Source organism: Micromonospora sp. NPDC051141, assembly GCF_044455765.1.
Taxonomy (GTDB): Bacteria; Actinomycetota; Actinomycetes; order Mycobacteriales; family Micromonosporaceae; genus Micromonospora.
On the sequence record NZ_JBITFD010000019.1, the window covers coordinates 12471 to 31997 of the forward strand.

Below are 19527 nucleotides of genomic sequence, written 5' to 3' on the forward strand. Positions count from 1 at the left end.
GCCCCGTACGCTGGGTGACCGTGGACCGCCTGATCCTCGGCCGCCCGGTGCGCGGCGTCGCGTTCGACGTCGCCGTCTCCGGGCTGGTCGTCGTGTTCGCCGTGCTCGGCCTCCTGGCCGAGCAGGGCGGCCTGCCGGCGTTCGCGGTCGGCGTGGCGATGGCCGCGGCGTTGTTCTTCCGACGCACCCACCCGTCCGCGGTCGCCGTCGTGGTGGCCGCGCTCGCGCTGACCCAGGTGATCGTCGGCTGGGGGCCGCTGGGCTACGACATCGGCGTGCTGATCGCGCTCTACAGCGTGGTCAAGTACGCCGACCGGTCCGCCGACGGCATCCTGGCCGGCATCGGCGCCGCGATCGGCGTGCTGCTCTCCGCGCTCTCCTGGCCCGGGCCGTCGCCCTGGTGGGCGGGCGCGCTCTACTACGGCCTGGTCACCGGCGCGGTCTGGCTGGTCGGGCTGAACGTCCGCACCCGGCGGCTCTACGTGCTCAGCCTGGAGGAGCGCGCCGCGACGGCCGAACGCGAGCGGGAGGCCGAGTCGCGGGCCGCGGTGGCCGAGGAACGCACCCGGATCGCCCGCGAGCTGCACGACGTGGTCGCGCACAGCATGGCCGTGATGATCGTGCAGGCGGACGGCGTGCGGTTCACGCTGGACCGGGACCCGGCGACCGCCCGCGAGGCGGCCAAGGTGGTGGCGGACACCGGCCGGCAGGCGCTGGAGGAGATGCGGCGGCTGGTCGGCGTACTCCGGGAACCCAGCCGGCCGGAGCCGGCCGCGATGGCCGACGAGCCGGCGCACCGGCGTCCCGCGCTGGTCGAGCTGCCCGCCTTGCTCGACCGGTTCCGCGCCGCCGGGCTGCGGATCGACTGCGGTGGCGCCGGCGCGCCGGTGGCGTTGCCGCCCGGCCTGGAGCTGACCGTCTACCGGGTGGTGCAGGAGAGCCTGACCAACGCGCTCAAGCACGCCGGCGTGGGCGCGTCGGTCGAGCTGACGCTCGACTGGGCCGCCGACGCCGTCGCGGTCCGGGCCGTCGACGACGGGCGCGGTCGCCCGGTGGTCCGGCCGGCGCCGTCCGGCGGGCACGGCCTGGTCGGCATGCGGGAACGGGTCGGGGTGTACGACGGCAGCCTCGCCGCCGGCCCCACGCTGGCCGGCGGATGGCGGGTGGAGGTCCGGCTGCCGCTGCCCGCGGCGACCGGCGCCGAGGAGGGGAGCGCGGCGGCATGACCGTGCGGGTGATGATCGTCGACGACCAGGCGCTGGTGCGCGCCGGCTTCCGGATGGTGCTCGACTCGCAACCGGACCTGGCGGTGGTCGGCGAGGCCATCGACGGCGCCGACGCGCTGCGGGTGCTGGACCGGGTCGAGGTCGACGTGGTGGTGATGGACCTGCGCATGCCCACCATGGACGGGGTGGAGGCGACCCGACGGATCTGCGCCCGGTCGGCCGCCCACCGGCCGCGCGTGCTGGCGCTCACCACGTTCGACACCGAGGCGGACGCGTTCGCCGCGCTGCGCGCCGGGGCGAGCGGCTTCCTGCTCAAGAACGTGCCCCCGGAGGAGCTGCTGGCCGCGATCCGGGTGGTCGCCGAGGGCGACTCGGTGGTGGCGCCGTCGATCACCCGGCGGCTGCTCGACCGGTTCGCCGACCAGCTCGGCGCGGCCCCGGCCGAGAACCCGCGGCTGGCCCGGCTCACCGACCGGGAACGGGAGGTGCTGCTGCTCGTGGCGCAAGGGCTGTCCAACGCCGAGATCGCCGCCCGGGTGCACGTCGCGGAGGCGACCGTGAAGACCCACGTGGGCCGCATCCTGGCCAAGCTCCAGCTCCGCGACCGGGTGCAGGCCGTCGTGCTGGCGTACGAGAGCGGGCTGGTCACGCCCGGCGGTTGACCCGGCGTACGCCTCGGGGCGTACCGGCGCGGCCGGGCGGTGCGACCGGAGGCGTACGCGGGTCGCGCGCGCCGGTGGAGATCACCGCCGGGGTGCCGGCCGGTTCGCCGGAACGGCGGTGGCTCAGCGGCCGGCGACCGGCTGGCCGCCCGGGTCGCCGCCCGGGTCGCCGCCGGCCGGGGCGGTCGTGGTGGGGGTGGTCTCGGTCGGCGCGGTGGTCTCGACCGGGGGCGCGCTGGTGGTCGGCGCGGTGCTCGGCGCGGTCGGCGCCGTCGACGGCACGCGCGACGGGCTCGGCTCGACCGACGCGCTGGGCGAGGCGCTCGGCGTCACCGAGGCCGAGGCCGAAGGCCGCTCGTTCGGACCGACCGGGCGGTAGGTGTAGTCCTCGTCGTCCGCCGACGGCCCCCCGGTGACCGCGGTGTCCGCGACCGAGTTGCTCGGCGCCACCGCCGGGCGGGTGGAGTCGATCCGGGTGGCCGGCGCGTCCGCTTCCCGGGCGGCGGCCAGCAGCGCGCCGAGGGCGGTCACCGCCACCAGCACCGCGCCCGCCGCGCCGACCAGCGCGCCGCGTCGACCGGGGCGGCGCGGCGGCGCGACCACGGCCGCCGGCCGGGTCACCGGCTGCTCGTCGCGGGTGTGCCCGGACCCGGCCGCGCCGCGCAGCGCCGCCGGCACGGTCGCGGTGGGCGAGTCGGTACGCGCCGCCCGGGCCGCGTCGGCCATCGCCGCGGCGCTCGGGTAGCGGTCGGCGGGGTCCTTCGCCAGGGCCCGGGCCACCAGCTCGCGGACCGGTGCCGGGATCTCCGCCGGCAGCTCCGGCGGCTCGTCGTCGAGGTGGCGCACGGCGACCTGGAGCGGGTTGTCGCCGGTGAACGGCGGGCTGCCGGTCAGGCAGCAGTAGGCCACCGCGCCGAGCGCGTAGACGTCCGTGGCGCCGGTGACCGGCCGGCCGGCGGCCTGCTCGGGGGCCATGTAGAGGGCGGTGCCGGGCACCGCGTTGGTGCTGGTGATGCTGGTGACGTTGGTGGACCGGGCCACGCCGAAGTCGACCAGGACCACGGTGCCGTCGTCCTGCACGAGCAGGTTGCTCGGCTTGACGTCGCGGTGCACGATGCCCCGCCCGTGCGCCCCGTGCAGCGCCTGCGCCACCTGCGCCACGATCGACATGGTCTCGTCGACGCCGAGCTGGCCGGCGTCCTCGATCCGTCGGGACAGCGGCTCGCCGGCCACGAACTCCATGACCAGGTAGTCGGCCCGGCTTCCGTCGGGCAGCTCGTCCTCGCCGCAGTCGAAGACCTGCACCACGCCGGGGTGGCGCAGCGACGCCATGATCCGCGCCTCGGAGCGGAACCGGGCGATGAAGTCCGGATCGCGGACCAGGGCGGGAAGCAGCACCTTGACGGCCACCTGGCGGCCGAGCACCAGGTCCTTGGCCCGCCAGACGTCGCCCATGCCGCCGGTGGCGACACGGTCTTCCAGGCGGTACCGACCGCTGAGCAAGACGTCGGAGGAGAGCATCCCCATACCGTACCCACAGCGGTCGCGGAGTATTTCCGGCGATCTCTCCTGCGGCCGTCGGCGAGCGGCTGCGCCCCGGTCGGCCGAACGGCCGAGGGCACGGCGGCGGTGGGCTGACCGTGACCGGCCGGGTACGATCGGCCAGAAAATGTCGGTCTCCCGGCGGCCGTCCGCTTTCCGCGCGGGAGCAGCGACTCGACGGTGGCCTTCGTTACACCGACACGCCGTACCCGCCGGTAGACATTTCTCTCGGTTTTTCAGCCGTCCGGGCCATGCCACCCGCCCGGTCGCGCTCCCGACGTCGGCCCGGCTCCCGGTCGCCCCGCGACGCCGGTACGGTATGTCCCGCCGCCCGGCGTGCCCGGCGGCGTTGTCCAGCGTGCGTCCCGGGGCTCGCCCGGCGTCGATCAGTTCAGCGGGGGGCCGGGGGTGCGGATGACGGTGTGGTCTCCCGCGTCGACGGACGCCCGACGCGCGATCGCGGGACCCGGGCGGCGACCGTGACCAGAGAGCTGAACGAGGCGGTCACCGCGGCCCAGGCCGGTGACGAGGAGGCGTTCCGCTTCCTCTACCGCAGCCTGCAACCGGCCCTGCTGCGGTACCTGACCACGCTGGTCGGCGGGGACGCCGAGGACGTCGCCTCGGAGACCTGGCTGCAGATCTCCCGGGACCTGCCCTCGTTCACCGGCGGCGAGTTCCGGGCCTGGTCGGTCACCATCGCGAGGAACCGGGCCATGGACCACCTGCGGCGGCAACGGCGACGGCCGGTGGTACCGGTGCCCGTGCAGGCCCTGAACGACCTGGCCGGGGACGCCGACACCGCCGACCGGGCCGGCGAGGCCCTCGGCACCGAGAGCGCGCTGGCGCTGATCCGCACGCTGCCACCGGCCGAGGCCGAGGCGGTGATGTTGCGGGCCGTCATCGGGCTCGACGCGGAGACCGCCGGGCGGGTGTTGGGCCGGCGGGCCGGCGCCGTGCGCACGGCGGCGCACCGGGGGCTGCGCCGGCTGGCCGCGCTGCTGGAGCGCGCCGCGCCGGAGGACGTGCCGGGCGCGGTCCTGCCCCGGCCCCGTACCGACAGCCAGGCGCCGCACGCGTCCGAGGCCGAGCCGGCGGAGGGCTGACGTGAGGGGAGACGGCATGAGACCTCACCGGTCCGACGGGCCCGCCGACCGGGCGGCGTCCGACCGGCTGCTCGACGCCGCGCACGCCGTGCCGCCGGCCGACGCCGACCCGCTGACCCGGCTGCTCGCCGCCGCGGCGGCCCCGGCCACCGCGGGGGAACTCGACGGCGAGGAACGGGCGCTCGCCGCCTTCCGGGCCGCCCGGGCCGCGCCGGCGTTCGCCGCGCCGGTTCCGGCGTCCCGTCCGCGTCGTCGGCTCCGCGTCGCCGCCGCGCTGTCCGGGCTCGCCGCCACCGCGGTCGCCGGGGTGGCGTTCGCCGCCGTACGGCTGGACCGGGGTCCGCAGCCGGTGGTTCCGCCGGCCCCGACCACGGCCGGCCCGGCCCCGACCGCCGCCGGTCCGTCGCGGTCGGCCCCCGCCGGACCGTCCGGTCCGTCCGGTGCGGCCTCCGGCGCGGCCCCGTCGCCCGGGACGCCGTCCGGGAGCCGGCCCGCCGTCCCGCCGTCGGTCGGCGCGCTGGTCGGGCACTGCCGCGCCTGGCTGGCCAAGCCGGAGCCGCAGCGCGCCCGGGCCCTCACCACGCCGGGCTTCGCCGACCTGGTGGCCGCCGCGGGTGGGCCCGACCGGGTGGCGGCCTTCTGCCGGTCGCTGGTGTCGGCGGCGCCGTCGCCGAAGGGGCCGCCTCCGAAGTCGGCCGCCCCGAAGGCGCCCACGCCCACGCCGCCGTCGGCGAAGGCGACGCCTCCGAAGAAGCCGACGGACGACGGGCGCAGGCCCGGGCCGGACGACCACGACGAGAACTGAGCCGGCCCGGCGCAATCGGATTCCGGACAAAAATTCATCTCTCCGGGCGCGCGGATTCGGTCTGCTAGACAGAGGATGGGGAAGGCGCGGGCCCCGTGCCGGACCGGCCGGGCCCAGGGCGACGGTGGGTCGCCCGTCCCCGGGGAGAGGAGCCGCCACATGGTGATGTCGCCGGAGCTGGATCGGGCCACCGTCCTGGGGGACGAGGCCGCGGCGCGCGGGCACCTGGCCCGGATCTGCTTCAAGACCGGTCCACCCACACTCACCGGCGTCGAACTGGAATGGACCGTGCACGACGCCGCGGACCCGACCCGACCGGTCGACCGTGAGCGACTGCGCGCAGCGTTGGGACGGCACAGCCCCGTCACCCTCGACCCCACCAGCCCGACCGACGAGCTCCGGCGCGGCGGCACCGTGACCGTGGAGCCCGGCGGGCAGGTGGAGATCTCCACCCCGCCGCGACCGTCGGTCGCCGCGCTCATCTCGGCCACCGAGGCCGACATCACGCAGCTACGCACCCGACTGGACGCCGCCGGCCTCGTGCTGGGCCGTTCCGGCATGGACCCGTGGCGTCCGCCCCGACCGGCCGTGGAGACCGCCCGCTACCGCGCCATGCGGGACGTCTTCGACAGGCGTGGGCCGGCCGGGCGGGCGATGATGTACAGCACGGCCGGGCTCCAGGTCTGCCTGGACGCCGGTGAGCCCGACCAGCTCGCCCAGCGCTGGGCCGCCGCGCACGCCGTCGGGCCGCCGCTGCTGGCCGCGTTCGCCACCGCCGACCGGCACGCCGGCCGGCCCACCGGTTGGGCGTCCGCGCGGATGGCCGCCTGGCTGGCGATCGATCCGGCGCGTACCCGTCCGGTCTGGTCGCCGGCCGACGCCGACCGCGACCCGGTGGCGGCCTGGACCGACTACGCGCTCGCCGCGCCGCTGCTGTGCGTCCGCGGCGACGGACCGGACTGGACCCCGCCGGCGGACGTGACCTTCACCGACTGGCTGGCCGGCGCGTTGCCCCGCCCACCCACCACCGACGACCTGGAATACCACCTCAGCACGATCTTCCCGCCGGTACGCCCACGCGGCTACCTGGAACTGCGCTACCTGGACGCCCAGCCGGGCCGGGCCTGGACCGTGCCGCTGGCGGTGCTGGCGGCGCTGTTCGCCGACCGGACGACCACGGGCGACGCGCTCGCCGCGGCCGGTCCGGTCGCCGACCGGTGGCACGACGCGGCCCGGCACGGGCTGGCCGACCCCGGGCTGGCCACCGCCGCGGTGGCCCTGTTCGACCTGGCCCTGGCCGCCCTGCCGGCGCTGGACCTGCCGGCCGACCTGCACGACGAGACGCACCGAGCGATCCGGCGGCGGCACGCCGCCGCGGAGAGGGGACAGCGGTGACCACGACCGAGCGACCGGGCACGGACGCCGAGCGGCTGCGCGACCGGATCGCGGCCGAGCTGGAGCGCACCCGCGCCCGCACCGCGCTGCTGACCGACGCGGTGGACGACGACGACCTGGTCCGGCAGCACTCCACCCTGATGTCGCCGCTGGTCTGGGACCTGGCGCACGTCGGCAACCAGGAGGAGTTGTGGCTGGTGCGCGACGTCGGCGGGCGCGAGCCGGTGCGCCGCGACATCGACGACCTCTACGACGCGTTCAAGCAGCCCCGCAAGGACCGGCCGGCGCTGCCGCTGCTGCCCCCGGCCGAGGCCCGCGCGTACGTGCGGACGGTCCGGGACAAGGTGTACGACCTGCTGGACGGCATCCGGTTCACCGACCGCCGGCTGGTCGAGGACGGCTTCGCGTTCGGCATGATCGTGCAGCACGAGCAGCAGCACGACGAGACGATGCTCGCCACCCACCAACTGCGCGCCGGCGCCCCGGTGCTGGACGCGCCACCGCCGCCGGAGCCCCGGGTCGACGTCGGCGGCGAGGTGCTGGTGCCGGCCGGGCCGTTCACCATGGGCACCTCCACCGACCCGTGGGCGCTCGACAACGAGCGCCCGGCGCACACCGTGGACCTGCCCGCGTACCGCATCGACGCGACGCCGGTGACCAACGGGCAGTACCGCGCGTTCATCGCCGACGGCGGGTACGACCAGCCGCGCTGGTGGAGCGGGGCCGGCTGGCGACACCGGGTCGAGGCCGGGCTGAGCGCGCCGCTGCACTGGCGGCGCGACGGCGACGGCTGGGCGTACCGCCGGTTCGGCCGCTGGTCCGCGGTGCGCGACGACGAGCCGGTGGTGCACGTCTGCTGGTACGAGGCGCAGGCGTACGCGGCGTGGGCCGGCAGGCGGCTGCCCACCGAGGCGGAGTGGGAGAAGGCGGCCCGCTGGGACCCGGCGACCGGCCGGTCCCGCCGCTACCCGTGGGGCGACGAGGACCCGGGGACCGCGCACGCCAACCTGGGCCAGCGGCACCTGTGGCCGGCGCCGGTGGGCGCCTACCCGGACGGCGCCTCGCCGCTGGGCGTGCACCAGCTCGTCGGCGACGTCTGGGAGTGGACCGCCAGCACGTTCCGGGGGCACCCCGGCTTCACCGCGTTCCCCTACCGGGAGTACTCGGAGGTCTTCTTCGGCGACGACCACCGGGTGCTGCGCGGCGGCTCGTTCGGCACCGACCGGTCGGCGTGCCGGGGCACATTCCGCAACTGGGACTACCCGATCCGGCGGCAGATCTTCAGCGGGTTCCGCTGCGCCCGCGACGCCGGCGACGGGGAGTGAACCGGCCGGATGTGCCGTCACCTCGCGTACCTCGGTCCACCGGTCACCCTGCGGAGCCTGCTGTTCGACCCGCCGTACGGGCTGCTGCGGCAGTCCTGGGCGCCACGTGACATGCGCGGTGGCGGCACCATCAACGCGGACGGCTTCGGCGTCGGCTGGTACCCGGACGACGCCGACCCGGTCCGCTACCGGCGGGCCCAGCCGATGTGGAGTGACACGACGCTGCCGGAGCTGGCGGCCGTGACGTCCACCGGGGCGGTGCTGGCCGCCGTCCGCTCGGCCACGGTCGGCATGCCGCTGCACGAGACCGCCGCCGCGCCGTTCGCCGAGGGGCGCTGGCTGTTCAGCCACAACGGCGTGGTCCGGGGCTGGCCGGACAGCCTCGTCCCGCTCGCCGCCGGGCTGCCGGTGCGGGACCTGCTCACGCTGGACGTGCCGACCGACTCGGCGGTGCTCTGGGCGCTGGTCCGGCATCAGCTCCGGGCCGGTGCGGCGCTCGGCGACGCGGTGGCCGACACCGTCGCCGCGGTGGCCGCCGCCGCACCCGGCTCGCGGCTGAACCTGGTGCTCACCGACGGCGTCACGGTCGCGGCGACGGTGGCCGGGCACGCGCTGTCGGTGCGGCGCGGCCCGGGTTCGGTGCTGCTGGCCTCCGAACCGTTCGACGACGACCCCGGCTGGCAGGCGGTGCCGGACGGGCGGCTGGTGCTGGCCACCGCGGCCGGGCTGGACATCCGCGAGCTGACCCCGGCCGGGGCCGGCTCATCCACCGACGGCAGAGAGGACACCTGATGGGCGCGGAGCCACTGGAGATCCACCTGGAGGAGCAGGACCTCGACCGGGCGCTGCGGGAGGACGTCCGGGCCGGGTTGACCGCGTCGCCGAAGTGGCTGCCGCCGAAGTGGTTCTACGACGCCCGGGGCAGCGAGCTGTTCGAGGAGATCACGCGCCTGCCGGAGTACTACCCGACCCGGGCCGAGCGGGCGGTGCTGGCCGCGCACGCGGCCGACGTCGCGGCGCTGACCGGCGCGAAGACGCTGATCGAGTTGGGTTCCGGCTCGTCGGAGAAGACCCGGCTGCTGCTGGACGCGTTCACCCGGCACGGCGACCTGGGCACGTTCGTGCCGCTGGACGTCTCGGTCAGCGCGTTGCGCGGGTCCACCGAGCAGATCGCCGCCGCGTACCCGGGGCTGCGGGTGCGGGGCATCGTGGGTGACTTCACCCGTCACCTGGACCGGCTGCCCACCGGCGGGCGCCGCCTGGTGGCGTTCCTCGGCGGCACGATCGGGAACCTGCTGCCGGGGGAGCGGGCCGGGTTCCTCACCGCCATGCGCGCGACGCTGGAGGTCGGGGACTGGCTGCTGATCGGCACCGACCTGGTGAAGGACCCGGGCGTGATCGTCCCGGCCTACGACGACGCCGCCGGCGTGACCGCCGAGTTCAACCGCAACGTGCTGCGGGTGATCAACCGGGAGCTGGGCGCGGACTTCGACGTCGCCGCGTTCCGCCACGTGGCGGTCTGGGACCCGGACCGGGAGTGGATCGAGATGCGGCTGCGCGCCGAGCGTCCGACCCGGGTGCGGGTGCTGGACCTCGACCTCACGTTCGCCGTCGGGGAGGAGCTGCGCACCGAGGTCTCGGCCAAGTTCCGGCCGGCGGGCATCGCCGCCGAGCTGGACCGCGCCGGGTTCGCGCGGCAGGCGTTCTGGACCGACCCGGACGGGTTGTTCGGGGTGAGTCTGGCCCGGGCCGAGTGACGGCCGCCGCCGCGGCCCCGGTCACCCCCGGCGACCGGGGCCGGCGGTGATCGGCTAGGCTGGTCGGCGCGAAGGGGAGTAGCCCCCAATGTCGTGGTCGACACACTGGTGCGTTCCGCATCCGGCCACGCGGCCCCGGTCCCCGGGGCGGGCGAGACCTTCGACTCAGGCTGTCGCAGCCGGGTCGAGGGCGTCCCTGTCTCTCCTCCCGGCTTGATCGGGAAGGTTCACATGGAGGGTTTCCTCGTCGCGCTGGTGGTCAGCTTCGGCGTCATCTTCGTCGCCGAGCTGGGCGACAAGTCCCAGCTCATGGCGCTGACGTTCGCCACGCGCTTCCGACCGCTGCCGGTGCTCATCGGCATCACCATCGCCACCGCGATCGTCCACCTCGCCTCGGTGGCCATCGGCGTCGGCCTCAACAGCGTGCTGCCCACGGGCTGGATCTCACTCATCGCCGGTCTGGCGTTCCTCGGCTTCGGCGCCTGGACGCTGCGCGGCGACAAGCTCACCGAGGAGGAGAAGCGGAAGGCCGAACGCAGCACCAAGTCGGCGATCATCGCGGTCGGCGTGGCGTTCTTCCTGGCCGAGCTGGGCGACAAGACGATGCTCGCGACCATCACGCTGGCCACCAAGTACGGCTGGTTCGGCACCTGGCTCGGCTCCACGCTCGGCATGGTCGCGGCGGACGCGCTGGCCATCCTGGTGGGCCGGATGCTCGGCCGGCACCTGCCGGAACGGACCATCCGGTACGGCGCGGCCGTGCTGTTCGCCATCTGCGGTCTCTGGCTCGTCTTCGAGGCGGTCCGGGAGCTGACCTGAGCGGCGCTCGGATGATCAGGAACCGGCGCGGTGGGTAAGTGTCCTGGCGGGGGTGTCACGGCACCGCCGCCAGGATTCGGACGACCGGGAGGTTCCGCGCATGAGCAGGCACGATGAGCCCAACGAGTACGGCTTCGCCGGGGGCGCCACGGCGCCGGAACCGCCTCCCGGTGGTCGCGCGGACGAGCAGGACCGCGCCGAGGGGGTCGCGGTGCCCGGTGACGACCTCACCGAACCGTTCGCCGACGCGCTGGAGGAGACCGAGGACGGCGCCGACCGCCGCGCCGAGCGCCACCGCTGATCCCCGTCCCGCGCCGGCCGTCGCCCCGACCGGGGGCGGCGGCCGGCGCGTTCCGGCTCGGGCCGGCCGTTCCTGGACGTCGGCGGCGGTCAGCGCTGGCCGGGCAGCGCCGGCAGCACCGCGCCGATCGTCTCGCAGAACGCCGCCATCCGTTTCACCAGCTCCTCCGGGTCGGCGTACGGGTCCAGCGCGCGCACCTCGTCGGGGTCCAGCGGGGGCACCGGCACGTGGGAGATCAGCGGGTGCAGCGGCCGGCTGTCCGCCTCGTCCGCGCCGAAGAGGTGCTCGTGCAGCTTCTCGCCCGGCCGGAGCCCGGTGTAGACGATGTCCACCGGGTGATCCGCCTCGGCGGACAGCCGCCGCGCCACGTCCGCGATCCGGACCGGCTCGCCCATGTCGAGCACCAGCGCCTCGCCGCCGCGGCCGATGGTCGCGGCCTGGAGCACCAGGTGCACGGCCTCCTGCACGGTCATGAAGTAGCGGGTCACGTCCGGGTGGGTGACGGTGATCGGCACGCCTGCGGAGATCTGCGCCTGGAACGCGGTCAGCACCGAGCCACGGCTGCTGAGCACGTTGCCGAACCGGACGCTGAGGTAGGTGCCGCCGAGCTGCGCGGCCCGGTGGGCGGTGAGCCGTTCGGTGATCCGCTTGGAGTAGCCGAGGACGCTCGTCGGGTTGGCCGCCTTGTCGGTGGAGATGTTGACGAACTCGGCGACGTCCCGGCACGCCTCCAGCACGTTCAGGGTGCCCCAGATGTTGGTCTTGATCGCCTCGCCGGGGTGCCGTTGGAGCAGCGTCAGGTGCTTCAGCGCCGCCGCGTGGAACACCACGTCGGGCTGCCGGTCGGCGATCACCCGGGCGATGCCGTCGGCGTCCCGGATGTCGGCCAGGATCAGTTCGGGGCCGTCCAGCAGCGCCCGGCCGTGCAGGGACATCTGGAGCGCGTGCAGCGCCGACTCGTCCCGGTCGAGCATCATCAGCTCGTCCGGCTCGCAGCGGGCGATCTGCCGGCACAGCTCCGAGCCGATCGAGCCGCCGGCGCCGGTGACCAGCACCCGCCGGCCGGCCAGTCCGCCGCGCTCGACGGCCAGCTCGGCCACCCGGTGGGCGCGGCCGAGCAGGTCGGTGAGCTGGAGGTCGCGGACGTCGGTGGCGTGGACCGGGCGGTCGAGCACCTCGCGGACCGGGGGCAGGACCTTGAACGTGGCCCCGGCCTCCAGCGTGCGGGTGCGCACGTCGCGCAGCAGCCGCGGGTCGCCGCCGGTCATCGAGAAGATGACCGTACGCGCCTGGGTGGCCCGGACCACGGCGCCGACCTGCTCCCGCCCGCCGAGCACGCGCAGCCCTTCCAGCCGGAGCCCGCGGCTCTCCGGGGCGTCGTCGAGCAGACCCACCGGACGGTAGCTGCTGTCCGGGTCGTGCAGCAGCACGCGGACCAGCCGTTCGCTTGCCGCGTCCACGCCGTAGACCAGGCACCGCTCGGCGTGCCGCGCCGGGCGGTGCCGGTCGGCGTGCAACCGCCACAGTCCGCGGCCGGCCGCCATCAGCACCAACGCGACGGTGCCGCCGACCAGCGGGGTGGTCGCGGGTACCGGCCGTTCGGCCCAGGGCAGCACGCCGGCGAGCGTGACCGCGGCGGTGATCGCCGCGGTGCCGGCCAGCCCGCGGGCGTCCCCGGCGCTGCCGATCGGATAGCGGCCGTAGAGCCGGGAGCGCAGCAGCGTGAGCAGCGCGTAGAGCGCGGCGCAGGCGAGCGCGACGGTGAGCACGCGGCCGGTCGCGGCGGCGGTCAGGTCGAACTCGTAGCGGGTCCAGGCGGCGCCGAGAAATCCCCCGCACCACGCGGCCGTGTCCAGCGTTAACAGGGAGAGAGTGGCGGCGCGGTGGGTGGTGTGACTGCGTGTCCGCAGCGCCTCGTCGGCGGCGGCGGCTTCACGATCCATGGTTGCCCTCTACATGTTCATCCGGAATGGGCGGATTTACATAGTCCGCGCCTTCCGGTCGTTTACATTCGTCTGGTCACCTAACGATGTGAATGGGCGATTCGATCCTGGCACGGCTACTGGGGCTTTTAGGGGGCTTTTGTGCAACTTCATCGGCAGGTCGGCGTGTCGCGAGGAGGAGCGGGATGAGCGTCCTCGGCTACCTGCGCCTGGTCCGACGCCACTGGTGGATCGTGCTGGTCACCGTCATGCTGACGCTGGGCGTGGCCGCCCTGGTCACGGTCCGGTCCGTGCCGCGGTACCAGGCCTCCGTGACGTTCTTCGTCACCACGGCCAGTCCGGGCGTGATGGACGCCTACCAGGGCAGCCTGTTCCTGCAACAACGGGTGAAGTCCTACGGTGACCTGCTCACCAGCGACCGGCTGGCGCAGAGCGTGGTCGCCGACGCGCCGCTCGGCCTCACCGCCGACCAGGTGCGCGGCAAGATCTCCACGGAGGTGCTGCCCGACAAGGTGCTGCTCAAGGCGTTGGTCACCGACACCAACCAGACCCGGGCGCTGAAGCTCACCGAGACCCTGGCGACCGAGTTCACCGAGCTGGTGCGGAAGGTGGAGACCCCGGCGGACGGCAAGGCTCCACCGATCAAGATCGAGGTGGTGAGCGGCCCACGGGTCACCTCCAGCCCGGTCTCGCCGCGACCGGCGCGCAACCTGGTCCTGGGCGGGCTGCTCGGCCTGCTGGCCGGCGCCGCGCTGGCCGTGCTGCGCGGCATGGCCGACGTGCGGATGCGCGACGCCGTGGCGTTGCAGCGGGTGACCGGCAGCCCGCTCTTGGGCGAGATCCCGTTCGAGGCCGGCGCGAAGGCCGCCCCGCTGATCGTCGGTGACGCGGCCACCTCGGTCCGCGCCGAGGCGGTCCGCAAGCTGCGCACCAACCTGCGCTTCGTGGACGTGCACGAGCCGGCCCGGGTCATCGCGGTCACCAGCGCCCTGCAGGGCGAGGGGAAGACCACCATGGCCTGCAACATCGCCATCGCGCTGGCCGAGGCGGGCTGGCGGGTGCTGCTCATCGACGCCGACCTGCGCCGTCCCAAGGCCGCCGACTACCTCGGTCTTGACGGCGGGGTCGGGCTCACCGACGTGCTCGTCGGCGACGTGCAGGTCGCTGACGTGGTGCAGCGGTGGGGCGAGAAGTCGCTGCTGGTCCTGCCCAGCGGCGCCACCCCGCCGAACCCGAGCGAGCTGCTCGGCTCCAAGGCGATGGCGGATCTGCTGGTGGCGCTGCGCGAGTCGGCGGACATCGTGATCATCGACACCGCGCCGCTGCTCGCGGTCACCGACGGCGTGGTGGTGGCCGTGCAGGCCGACGGCGCGCTCCTGGTCACCCAGCAGGGACGGACCTCACGCGGCCAGGTGGCCGCCGCGGCGCGGGCGCTCAGCTCGGTGTCGGTGCGCCTGCTCGGCTGCGTGCTCAACATGGCCAAGGTCGGCAAGGCGGACGCCTACCAGTACGAGACGTACAAGGTGGTCGTGCCGCTGGCCGAGCCGGCCGTGCCCACCGGCCGGGTCGGGGCGACCCAGCGGGACGCGCAGACCGCCGAGGGTGACCGGACTCAGGAACTCACCCGGCTGTCGCGATGAGCGCGCGCAGGGGCCGGATCGACCGCTCGATCTCCTCGGCGCACCGGCGGAAGTCGGCCGGGGAGCCGCCGATCGGGTCCCGCAGGTCGTCCGTGCCGTCGGGGGCGGGTTGCAGCCGCCCCCGGGCACGGACGGCCGCCGCCACGGCCGCCCGCAGCGGGGTGGTCCCGGGCGTGCCGTCCGGCCGGGCCGCGGCGGCCAGGCGGGCGAACTGGTGCAGCGTGAACGTCCGGCCCAACGCGGCCGGGGCCAGCGCCGCGCAGGCCGAACGCTGGCGACGGCTCGCGGTCAGCACCAGCGTCGCCGAGGTGAGGTGCTCCGGGCGCAGCCGGCGGGTGCGGAACGCGGTGACGTCCGCGCCGTCCCCGGTGGCCACCTCGACGGCGTACGGGTGCATGCCCGCCCCGTCGATCGCGTCCGTGCCGGCGCTGGCCACCGTCACCGGGAGTCCGGCCAGCCACCGGCGGGCGATGAACTCGGCCATCGGTGACCGGCACATGTTCGCGTGGCAGACGAAGAGCACCCCGTCGGGCATCTGGCCCCCTCTGGTCGGCGCGGTCGCGCGGGGCGGCGCCGCGACGGTGGGCTGCCGGCGGTCGCGACCGGACAGCGAGGGGATGCCGGCATCGTACGCGCCACGGTGGACACGCCTCCGGCAGGCCGCGCCGGGAGCGCGGCCATGAGGATCGGCATCCTGTCGTACCACTTCCCGCCGGAGCCGGCGTTCATCCCGGGCAGCCTGGCCGAGGAGCTGGCCGCCCGGGGCCACGAGGTACGCGTGCTCACCGGGTTCCCGGACCACCCGGGCGGCCAGCTCTATCCGGGTTGGCGGCAACGGTGGGGGCACCAGACGCGCAGCGAGCGGCTGACCGTCCGCCGGGTGCCCCGGTACGCCGGCGGGGCGGGCTCCGCCCGCGCGCGGGCGGCCGGCTGGCTCTCCTTCGCCGGCAGCGCGACGCTGGCCGGCCGGCGCTACCTGCGGGACCTCGACGCGTTGTACGTCCTCCAACTCCCTGCGGTGACGTTCGCCGCGGCCGGCCTGCTGCGGATGCTGGGCCGGGTGCCGACGGTGCTGCACGTGCAGGACGTCTGGGTGGAGGAGGAGCCGGCCCGGCCGGGGGCGGCAGGTGGCTGGTCGGGGCGGTTGGACGCGGGCCTGCGCCGGCTGTACCGGGAGGCGGACGCGATAGCGGTCAGCGCACCGTCCATGCGCGAGCTGGTGCTTGCCGGCGGGGCCGAACCGGACCGGGTGCGCACGGTGCTGAACTGGACCGACGAGCGACTGTTCCGCCCGGCGCGGCCCGGTCCCGCCGCACGTCGGCTGATCCGCCGGGACGACCGCTGCGTGGTGATGCACGCCGGCACGATCGGCGTACGGCAGGGTCTGGAGACCGCGGTCCGGGCGGCGGCGGCGTTGGGGGACCGGATGGACCTGGTCCTGGTCGGCTCGGGCGCGGAGGAGCGGCGGGTACGGGACCTCGCCGCCGAACTGCGCGCGGACAACGTCCGGTTCGTCGAGCGGCGCTCACCGGCGGACATGCCCCAGCTCTACGCCGCCGCCGACTACCAGCTCGTCATGTTGCGCGACCGGCCGGAGCTGCGCGGCACCGTGCCCGGCACCCTGCCGGCCGCGCTCTCCTGCGCCGCGCCGGTGGTCGCCTCGGCCGGCGGCGACACCGCGGAGCTGGTGGAGCGGGCCCGAGCCGGGCTGTCCTGCCCGCCCGAGGACTGGGCGACCCTGGCCGACCGGTTCTGGCTGGCCGCGGCGATTCCGCCGGCCGCCCGGGCCGACATGGGCCGCCGGGGGCGGGACGCCTACCTGCGGCAGATGTCGCTGCGGGCCGGGGTGGACCGGATCGAGGCGCTGCTGCGCGACGTGGCCACGGTTCGGATGAAAAACCCGAAAACCGACTAGAAGCGTACTTTAGTCGATACATACTCCTATCCGACACGAGCACCGCATGGTGATCGCACACCTGTCGACTCCGAGGAGAGTGGCGTGACGGAACACGCGGCGTCGCCCCGCCGACGCCGACACTCACGGCGCCGCCGGCGGGCCCGCGTCCGGCGCGTCCTGCTGGTCGGGCTGGTCGTCGTCTCGGTGCTCGCCACCGCCGGCGGCTGGGTCACGTTCCGGGGCTGGCAGGCCCGGGCCCACCTGGTGAACGCCGCCGGCCTGGCCAAGGATCTCAGCGCCCAGGTGCTCGACGGCGATGTGGCCCGGGCCCAGCGGACCCTGGCCGCGCTCCAGGAACAGGCCGGCGCCGCGCGCGCGGCGACCGGCGACCCGGTCTGGTGGCTCGGCCAGGGCGTCCCGTACGCCGGGGGCAACCTGACGGCGGTGCGGCAGATCTCGGTGGCGGTGGACGACCTGGCCCGGCTCGCCTTCCCCACCCTGCTCCGGGTCGACCTCGCATCGCTGGTGCCGAAGCAGGGCCGGCTCGACGTGGGTCGGCTGCGCGCGGTCGCGGCCGAGGTGTCGGCCGCCGACCAGGCGGTCCGCCGGACGGCGGACCGGCTACGGGCGGTGCCGACCCGCGGCCTGGTGACGCAGGTGCGGAACGCGGTCACCGCGCTGCGGGAGGAGTTGGACCGGTTGGGCGGGCTCACCTCCGCCGCCGACCGCGGCGTCCGCCTGTTGCCGCCGCTGCTCGGCGCGGACGGCCCGCGCAGCTACCTGCTCGTCTCGCAGAACCCGGCCGAGTTGCGGGCCACCGGCGGCATGTTCGGCGCGTACGCCGTGCTGCGCGCGGACGCCGGCCGGATCCGGCTGGCGGGGCAGGGCAACGCCACGGATCTGCGGTACTTCGATCCACCGCTCAAGGTGGACCCGGAGATGCGCCGGCTCTGGACCGACCTGCCGGGGATGTATCCGGCGGACGTCAACCTGAGCCCGAGCTTCCCGACCGCCGCCGCGCTCTACCGCGAGATGGTGCGCCGGCGTACCGGGATCACGGTGGACGGTGTGCTGGCGGTCGACCCGGTGATGCTGTCGTACCTGCTCGACGTCATCGGCCCGGTGAAGGTGCCGGACGGTCCGGCGCTGGCCGGCGGCACCGCCGTGCGGACGCTGCTCAGCGACTCGTACCGGGACCTGGACGTGAAGGCGCAGGACGCGTTCTACGCGCGGGCCGCGTCGGGGGTGTTCGACGCGCTGTTCACGAGGACGGTTGACCCACGAGCGCTTTTAACCGTTATTAGCCGCTCGATACAGGAACGTCGGATATTGTTCTGGAGTGTCCGTTCTGAGGAGCAACGCGCGGTGGCCGGGACCCGGCTGGCCGGGCAGCTCCCGGAGCAGGACACCGTGCCGACGGTCGGCGTGTTCCTCAACGACGGCAGCGGCGCGAAGCTCGGCTACTACCTCAGGTTCTCGGCCACCCTGACGGTCGGCGCATGCCAGCCGGACGGACGCCGCGAACTGCGGCTGCGGGTCACGGTGCACTCCACCGCCCCGCGGTCGGGTCTGACGGAGTCGGTCACGGGCATGGCCCTGTCCGGCGACAAGTACACCGCCCGCACGTTCGTCTCGGTGCACACCCCCAGCGGCGGCGCGGTCCTCGCCGGCCGGCTGGACGGACGGGACACCGCGATGGGCAGCGGGCTCGACCGCCGGCGTCAGGTCGCGGTGGCGAATGTGGAGGTCGGCCCCGGGCAGACCCGGACGCTCGACGTCACGCTGCTCACCGGCCAGAACGGCGCCGGCACGGCCGATCTGGTGCTCACTCCCACCGTCACCCCGTGGACCACCCAGATAACCACCGCACCCAGATGTGAACAGTAGGAGGGAAACCATCATGCGGCTATCCCGCATCATCATGGCGCTCTCGGTGGGCCTGGCCATCGTGGCCGCGCCGACCGCGGCCGGAGCGGCGCAGCCGCAGCCACCGGTCTATCCGCCCGTGGTCGCGTCGCTGACCGTGACGCCGACCACCATCACGCTCGGCGAGACGTTCACGCTCAACGGCCGGAACTTCCTGCCGAACGAGCAGGTCCGCATCGACGTCGCCATCTCCAACCTGCCCGTCGCCGCACCCGCCGAGGGAACCGCGCGGCGCAGCGACGGCAGCACGGTGGCGATGGCGTCGGTGTCGTACACGTCGAGCCTCGCCGGACCCCAGACGGCGCCCACGACCTTCACGGTCACCGCCGACGCGAACGGCAGCTTCACCGTCACCTACCGTCCGACCCGTCCCGGTCGCTACACGTTCACCGCGACCGGGCTGACGTCCGGCCGGACCGCCAGCGCGACCGGCATCGTGTTGCCCAAGCGCCCGCCGCGTCCGCCACACCACGGCGGTCACCTGCCCGTCACGGGTGACAGCATCGGCACGCCGCTGAAGCTCGGCGGTGGCCTGGCCGGCGCCGGTGCGGTGCTGCTGCTCGGGTCCCTGGCCTGGCGCCGCCGTCGCCTCGGCTGACGCCAGGCGCGCCGGGGGAGACCCCGGGCCGATCGTGAGTGCCCGCCGGAGAAGCTCCGGCGGGCACCCGCGTGTCCGGGGCACGTCGCACAATGAGCCGGTGCACCCGACGCCACCGTGGACGGATCCCGCCGGTCTTCTGCCGCTGCCCGGCGGCGTCACCGTACGGGGACGCCGCGTCGCCGCCCCGGCCTCCCCGGCCGACTTCGCCCTGCTGCTGGCGCGCGGGCCGGAGCCGGCCTGGCCGGTCCGGCGGATCCGCTGGCCCGACTTCTGGCTCCCGCTGGACCGCGCCGACGCGCTGGACGCGCTGCGCGAGGCGCGGCGACGCGCGTACGCCGGTCAGCGGGTCGAGGTCGCCTGCTACGGCGGCGTGGGCCGCACCGGCACCGCGCTCGCCGCCCTGGCCGTGCTGGACGGGCTGGACCCCGGGCGGGCGGTCGCCTGGGTACGCGCGCACTACCATCCGCGTGCGGTGGAGACGCCGTGGCAGCGACGGTGGCTGCGCGGCGTCCACTGACCGACGCACCGGTCCCGGCGGGCCGCTCGGGACCGCCCGGCTCCGCGGCTCGACCACGGCGCGGGGCC

At 75.2% G+C, this 19527-nt stretch carries 18 protein-coding genes; 15 read left to right on the forward strand and 3 right to left on the reverse strand.

The window, feature by feature from the left end:
• Positions 1-14 precede the first annotated feature (14 nt).
• Both ACIA6B_RS28605 and ACIA6B_RS28610 read left to right on the forward strand, forming a co-directional pair.
• A complete protein-coding gene (locus ACIA6B_RS28605) occupies positions 15-1226 on the forward strand; it encodes a sensor histidine kinase (RefSeq protein ID WP_396778029.1) in 1212 nt (403 codons plus the stop codon).
• Positions 1223-1888 (forward strand): response regulator, encoded by a 666-nt coding sequence (locus ACIA6B_RS28610; RefSeq protein WP_396778031.1) that lies wholly within the window; start codon positions 1223-1225, stop codon positions 1886-1888. The genes ACIA6B_RS28605 and ACIA6B_RS28610 overlap by 4 nt, the downstream gene beginning before the upstream one ends.
• A gap of 123 nt (positions 1889-2011) precedes the next feature.
• Here ACIA6B_RS28610 and ACIA6B_RS28615 read toward each other — a convergent pair whose 3' ends face one another.
• On the reverse strand, positions 2012-3409 hold the full coding sequence (locus tag ACIA6B_RS28615) for a protein kinase (protein ID WP_396778033.1): 1398 nt from the start codon (positions 3407-3409) through the stop codon (positions 2012-2014).
• A 500-nt stretch (positions 3410-3909) separates the two neighbouring features.
• Between ACIA6B_RS28615 and ACIA6B_RS28620 the strand changes: the two genes are divergently transcribed.
• The 8 genes from ACIA6B_RS28620 (at position 3910) to ACIA6B_RS28655 (ending at position 10935) form a co-directional block, all read left to right on the forward strand.
• Positions 3910-4533 carry an RNA polymerase sigma factor gene (locus tag ACIA6B_RS28620; protein WP_396778035.1) on the forward strand — a complete coding sequence of 208 codons (624 nt, stop codon included), beginning with the start codon at positions 3910-3912 and terminating at the stop codon, positions 4531-4533.
• 16 nt (positions 4534-4549) lie between these two features.
• Positions 4550-5338: a hypothetical protein gene (locus ACIA6B_RS28625; protein ID WP_396778036.1), complete on the forward strand. Its 789-nt coding sequence runs from the start codon at positions 4550-4552 to the stop codon at positions 5336-5338.
• Between the two features lie 159 nt (positions 5339-5497).
• A complete protein-coding gene (gene egtA / locus ACIA6B_RS28630) occupies positions 5498-6733 on the forward strand; it encodes an ergothioneine biosynthesis glutamate--cysteine ligase EgtA (protein ID WP_396778038.1) in 1236 nt (411 codons plus the stop codon).
• Positions 6730-8058 (forward strand): ergothioneine biosynthesis protein EgtB, encoded by a 1329-nt coding sequence (gene egtB, locus ACIA6B_RS28635; protein WP_396778040.1) that lies wholly within the window; start codon positions 6730-6732, stop codon positions 8056-8058. Before egtA ends, egtB begins: the two co-directional genes overlap by 4 nt.
• A gap of 9 nt (positions 8059-8067) precedes the next feature.
• Positions 8068-8850: an ergothioneine biosynthesis protein EgtC gene (gene egtC, locus ACIA6B_RS28640; RefSeq protein ID WP_396778042.1), complete on the forward strand. Its 783-nt coding sequence runs from the start codon at positions 8068-8070 to the stop codon at positions 8848-8850.
• Entirely contained in the window at positions 8850-9815 is a 966-nt protein-coding gene (gene egtD, locus ACIA6B_RS28645; RefSeq protein WP_396778044.1) for an L-histidine N(alpha)-methyltransferase, read from the forward strand. The genes egtC and egtD overlap by 1 nt, the downstream gene beginning before the upstream one ends.
• 231 nt (positions 9816-10046) lie before the next feature.
• Complete coding sequence (locus ACIA6B_RS28650) at positions 10047-10634, forward strand: TMEM165/GDT1 family protein (RefSeq protein WP_107162705.1); 588 nt, start codon at positions 10047-10049, stop codon at positions 10632-10634.
• Between the two features lie 100 nt (positions 10635-10734).
• Complete coding sequence (locus ACIA6B_RS28655; protein WP_396778045.1) at positions 10735-10935, forward strand: hypothetical protein; 201 nt, start codon at positions 10735-10737, stop codon at positions 10933-10935.
• A gap of 89 nt (positions 10936-11024) precedes the next feature.
• Here the strand turns inward: ACIA6B_RS28655 and ACIA6B_RS28660 are convergent, their stop codons facing one another.
• Positions 11025-12878: a polysaccharide biosynthesis protein gene (locus ACIA6B_RS28660; RefSeq protein ID WP_396778047.1), complete on the reverse strand. Its 1854-nt coding sequence runs from the start codon at positions 12876-12878 to the stop codon at positions 11025-11027.
• A 185-nt stretch (positions 12879-13063) separates the two neighbouring features.
• Here ACIA6B_RS28660 and ACIA6B_RS28665 point away from each other — a divergent pair, with 185 nt between their 5' ends.
• Positions 13064-14518 (forward strand): polysaccharide biosynthesis tyrosine autokinase, encoded by a 1455-nt coding sequence (locus tag ACIA6B_RS28665; RefSeq protein ID WP_396778049.1) that lies wholly within the window; start codon positions 13064-13066, stop codon positions 14516-14518.
• Here ACIA6B_RS28665 and ACIA6B_RS28670 read toward each other — a convergent pair.
• Positions 14499-15053 carry a low molecular weight phosphatase family protein gene (locus tag ACIA6B_RS28670; RefSeq protein ID WP_396778051.1) on the reverse strand — a complete coding sequence of 185 codons (555 nt, stop codon included), beginning with the start codon at positions 15051-15053 and terminating at the stop codon, positions 14499-14501. The two genes, ACIA6B_RS28665 and ACIA6B_RS28670, sit on opposite strands and share 20 nt — an antisense overlap.
• 144 nt (positions 15054-15197) lie before the next feature.
• Between ACIA6B_RS28670 and ACIA6B_RS28675 the strand changes: the two genes are divergently transcribed.
• From ACIA6B_RS28675 to ACIA6B_RS28690, 4 genes are all read left to right on the forward strand, one after another.
• On the forward strand, positions 15198-16433 hold the full coding sequence (locus ACIA6B_RS28675; protein ID WP_396778052.1) for a glycosyltransferase family 4 protein: 1236 nt from the start codon (positions 15198-15200) through the stop codon (positions 16431-16433).
• 84 nt (positions 16434-16517) lie between these two features.
• Complete coding sequence (locus tag ACIA6B_RS28680; RefSeq protein ID WP_396778053.1) at positions 16518-18302, forward strand: DUF4012 domain-containing protein; 1785 nt, start codon at positions 16518-16520, stop codon at positions 18300-18302.
• A gap of 13 nt (positions 18303-18315) precedes the next feature.
• Positions 18316-18939 (forward strand): hypothetical protein, encoded by a 624-nt coding sequence (locus ACIA6B_RS28685; protein ID WP_396778055.1) that lies wholly within the window; start codon positions 18316-18318, stop codon positions 18937-18939.
• 100 nt (positions 18940-19039) lie between these two features.
• Positions 19040-19459, forward strand: a complete 420-nt coding sequence (locus ACIA6B_RS28690) for a protein-tyrosine phosphatase family protein (RefSeq protein ID WP_396778056.1) — start codon at positions 19040-19042, stop codon at positions 19457-19459.
• Positions 19460-19527: the final 68 nt, after the last annotated feature.

Excerpts from the sequence above, each read along its gene's own strand:
- egtD (WP_396778044.1), top strand. The coding sequence starts at position 8,850 with ATGGGCGCGGAGCCACTGGAGATCCACCTGGAGGAGCAGGACCTCGAC.
- ACIA6B_RS28685 (WP_396778055.1), top strand. The coding sequence starts at position 18,316 with ATGCGGCTATCCCGCATCATCATGGCGCTCTCGGTGGGCCTGGCCATC.
- egtA (WP_396778038.1), top strand. The coding sequence starts at position 5,498 with ATGGTGATGTCGCCGGAGCTGGATCGGGCCACCGTCCTGGGGGACGAG.
- ACIA6B_RS28650 (WP_107162705.1), top strand. The coding sequence starts at position 10,047 with ATGGAGGGTTTCCTCGTCGCGCTGGTGGTCAGCTTCGGCGTCATCTTC.
- ACIA6B_RS28660 (WP_396778047.1), bottom strand. The coding sequence starts at position 12,878 with ATGGATCGTGAAGCCGCCGCCGCCGACGAGGCGCTGCGGACACGCAGT.
- ACIA6B_RS28625 (WP_396778036.1), top strand. The coding sequence starts at position 4,550 with ATGAGACCTCACCGGTCCGACGGGCCCGCCGACCGGGCGGCGTCCGAC.
- ACIA6B_RS28615 (WP_396778033.1), bottom strand. The coding sequence starts at position 3,409 with ATGCTCTCCTCCGACGTCTTGCTCAGCGGTCGGTACCGCCTGGAAGAC.
- ACIA6B_RS28675 (WP_396778052.1), top strand. The coding sequence starts at position 15,198 with ATGAGGATCGGCATCCTGTCGTACCACTTCCCGCCGGAGCCGGCGTTC.
- ACIA6B_RS28665 (WP_396778049.1), top strand. The coding sequence starts at position 13,064 with ATGAGCGTCCTCGGCTACCTGCGCCTGGTCCGACGCCACTGGTGGATC.
- ACIA6B_RS28655 (WP_396778045.1), top strand. The coding sequence starts at position 10,735 with ATGAGCAGGCACGATGAGCCCAACGAGTACGGCTTCGCCGGGGGCGCC.
- ACIA6B_RS28670 (WP_396778051.1), bottom strand. The coding sequence starts at position 15,053 with ATGCCCGACGGGGTGCTCTTCGTCTGCCACGCGAACATGTGCCGGTCA.
- ACIA6B_RS28610 (WP_396778031.1), top strand. The coding sequence starts at position 1,223 with ATGACCGTGCGGGTGATGATCGTCGACGACCAGGCGCTGGTGCGCGCC.
- egtC (WP_396778042.1), top strand. The coding sequence starts at position 8,068 with ATGTGCCGTCACCTCGCGTACCTCGGTCCACCGGTCACCCTGCGGAGC.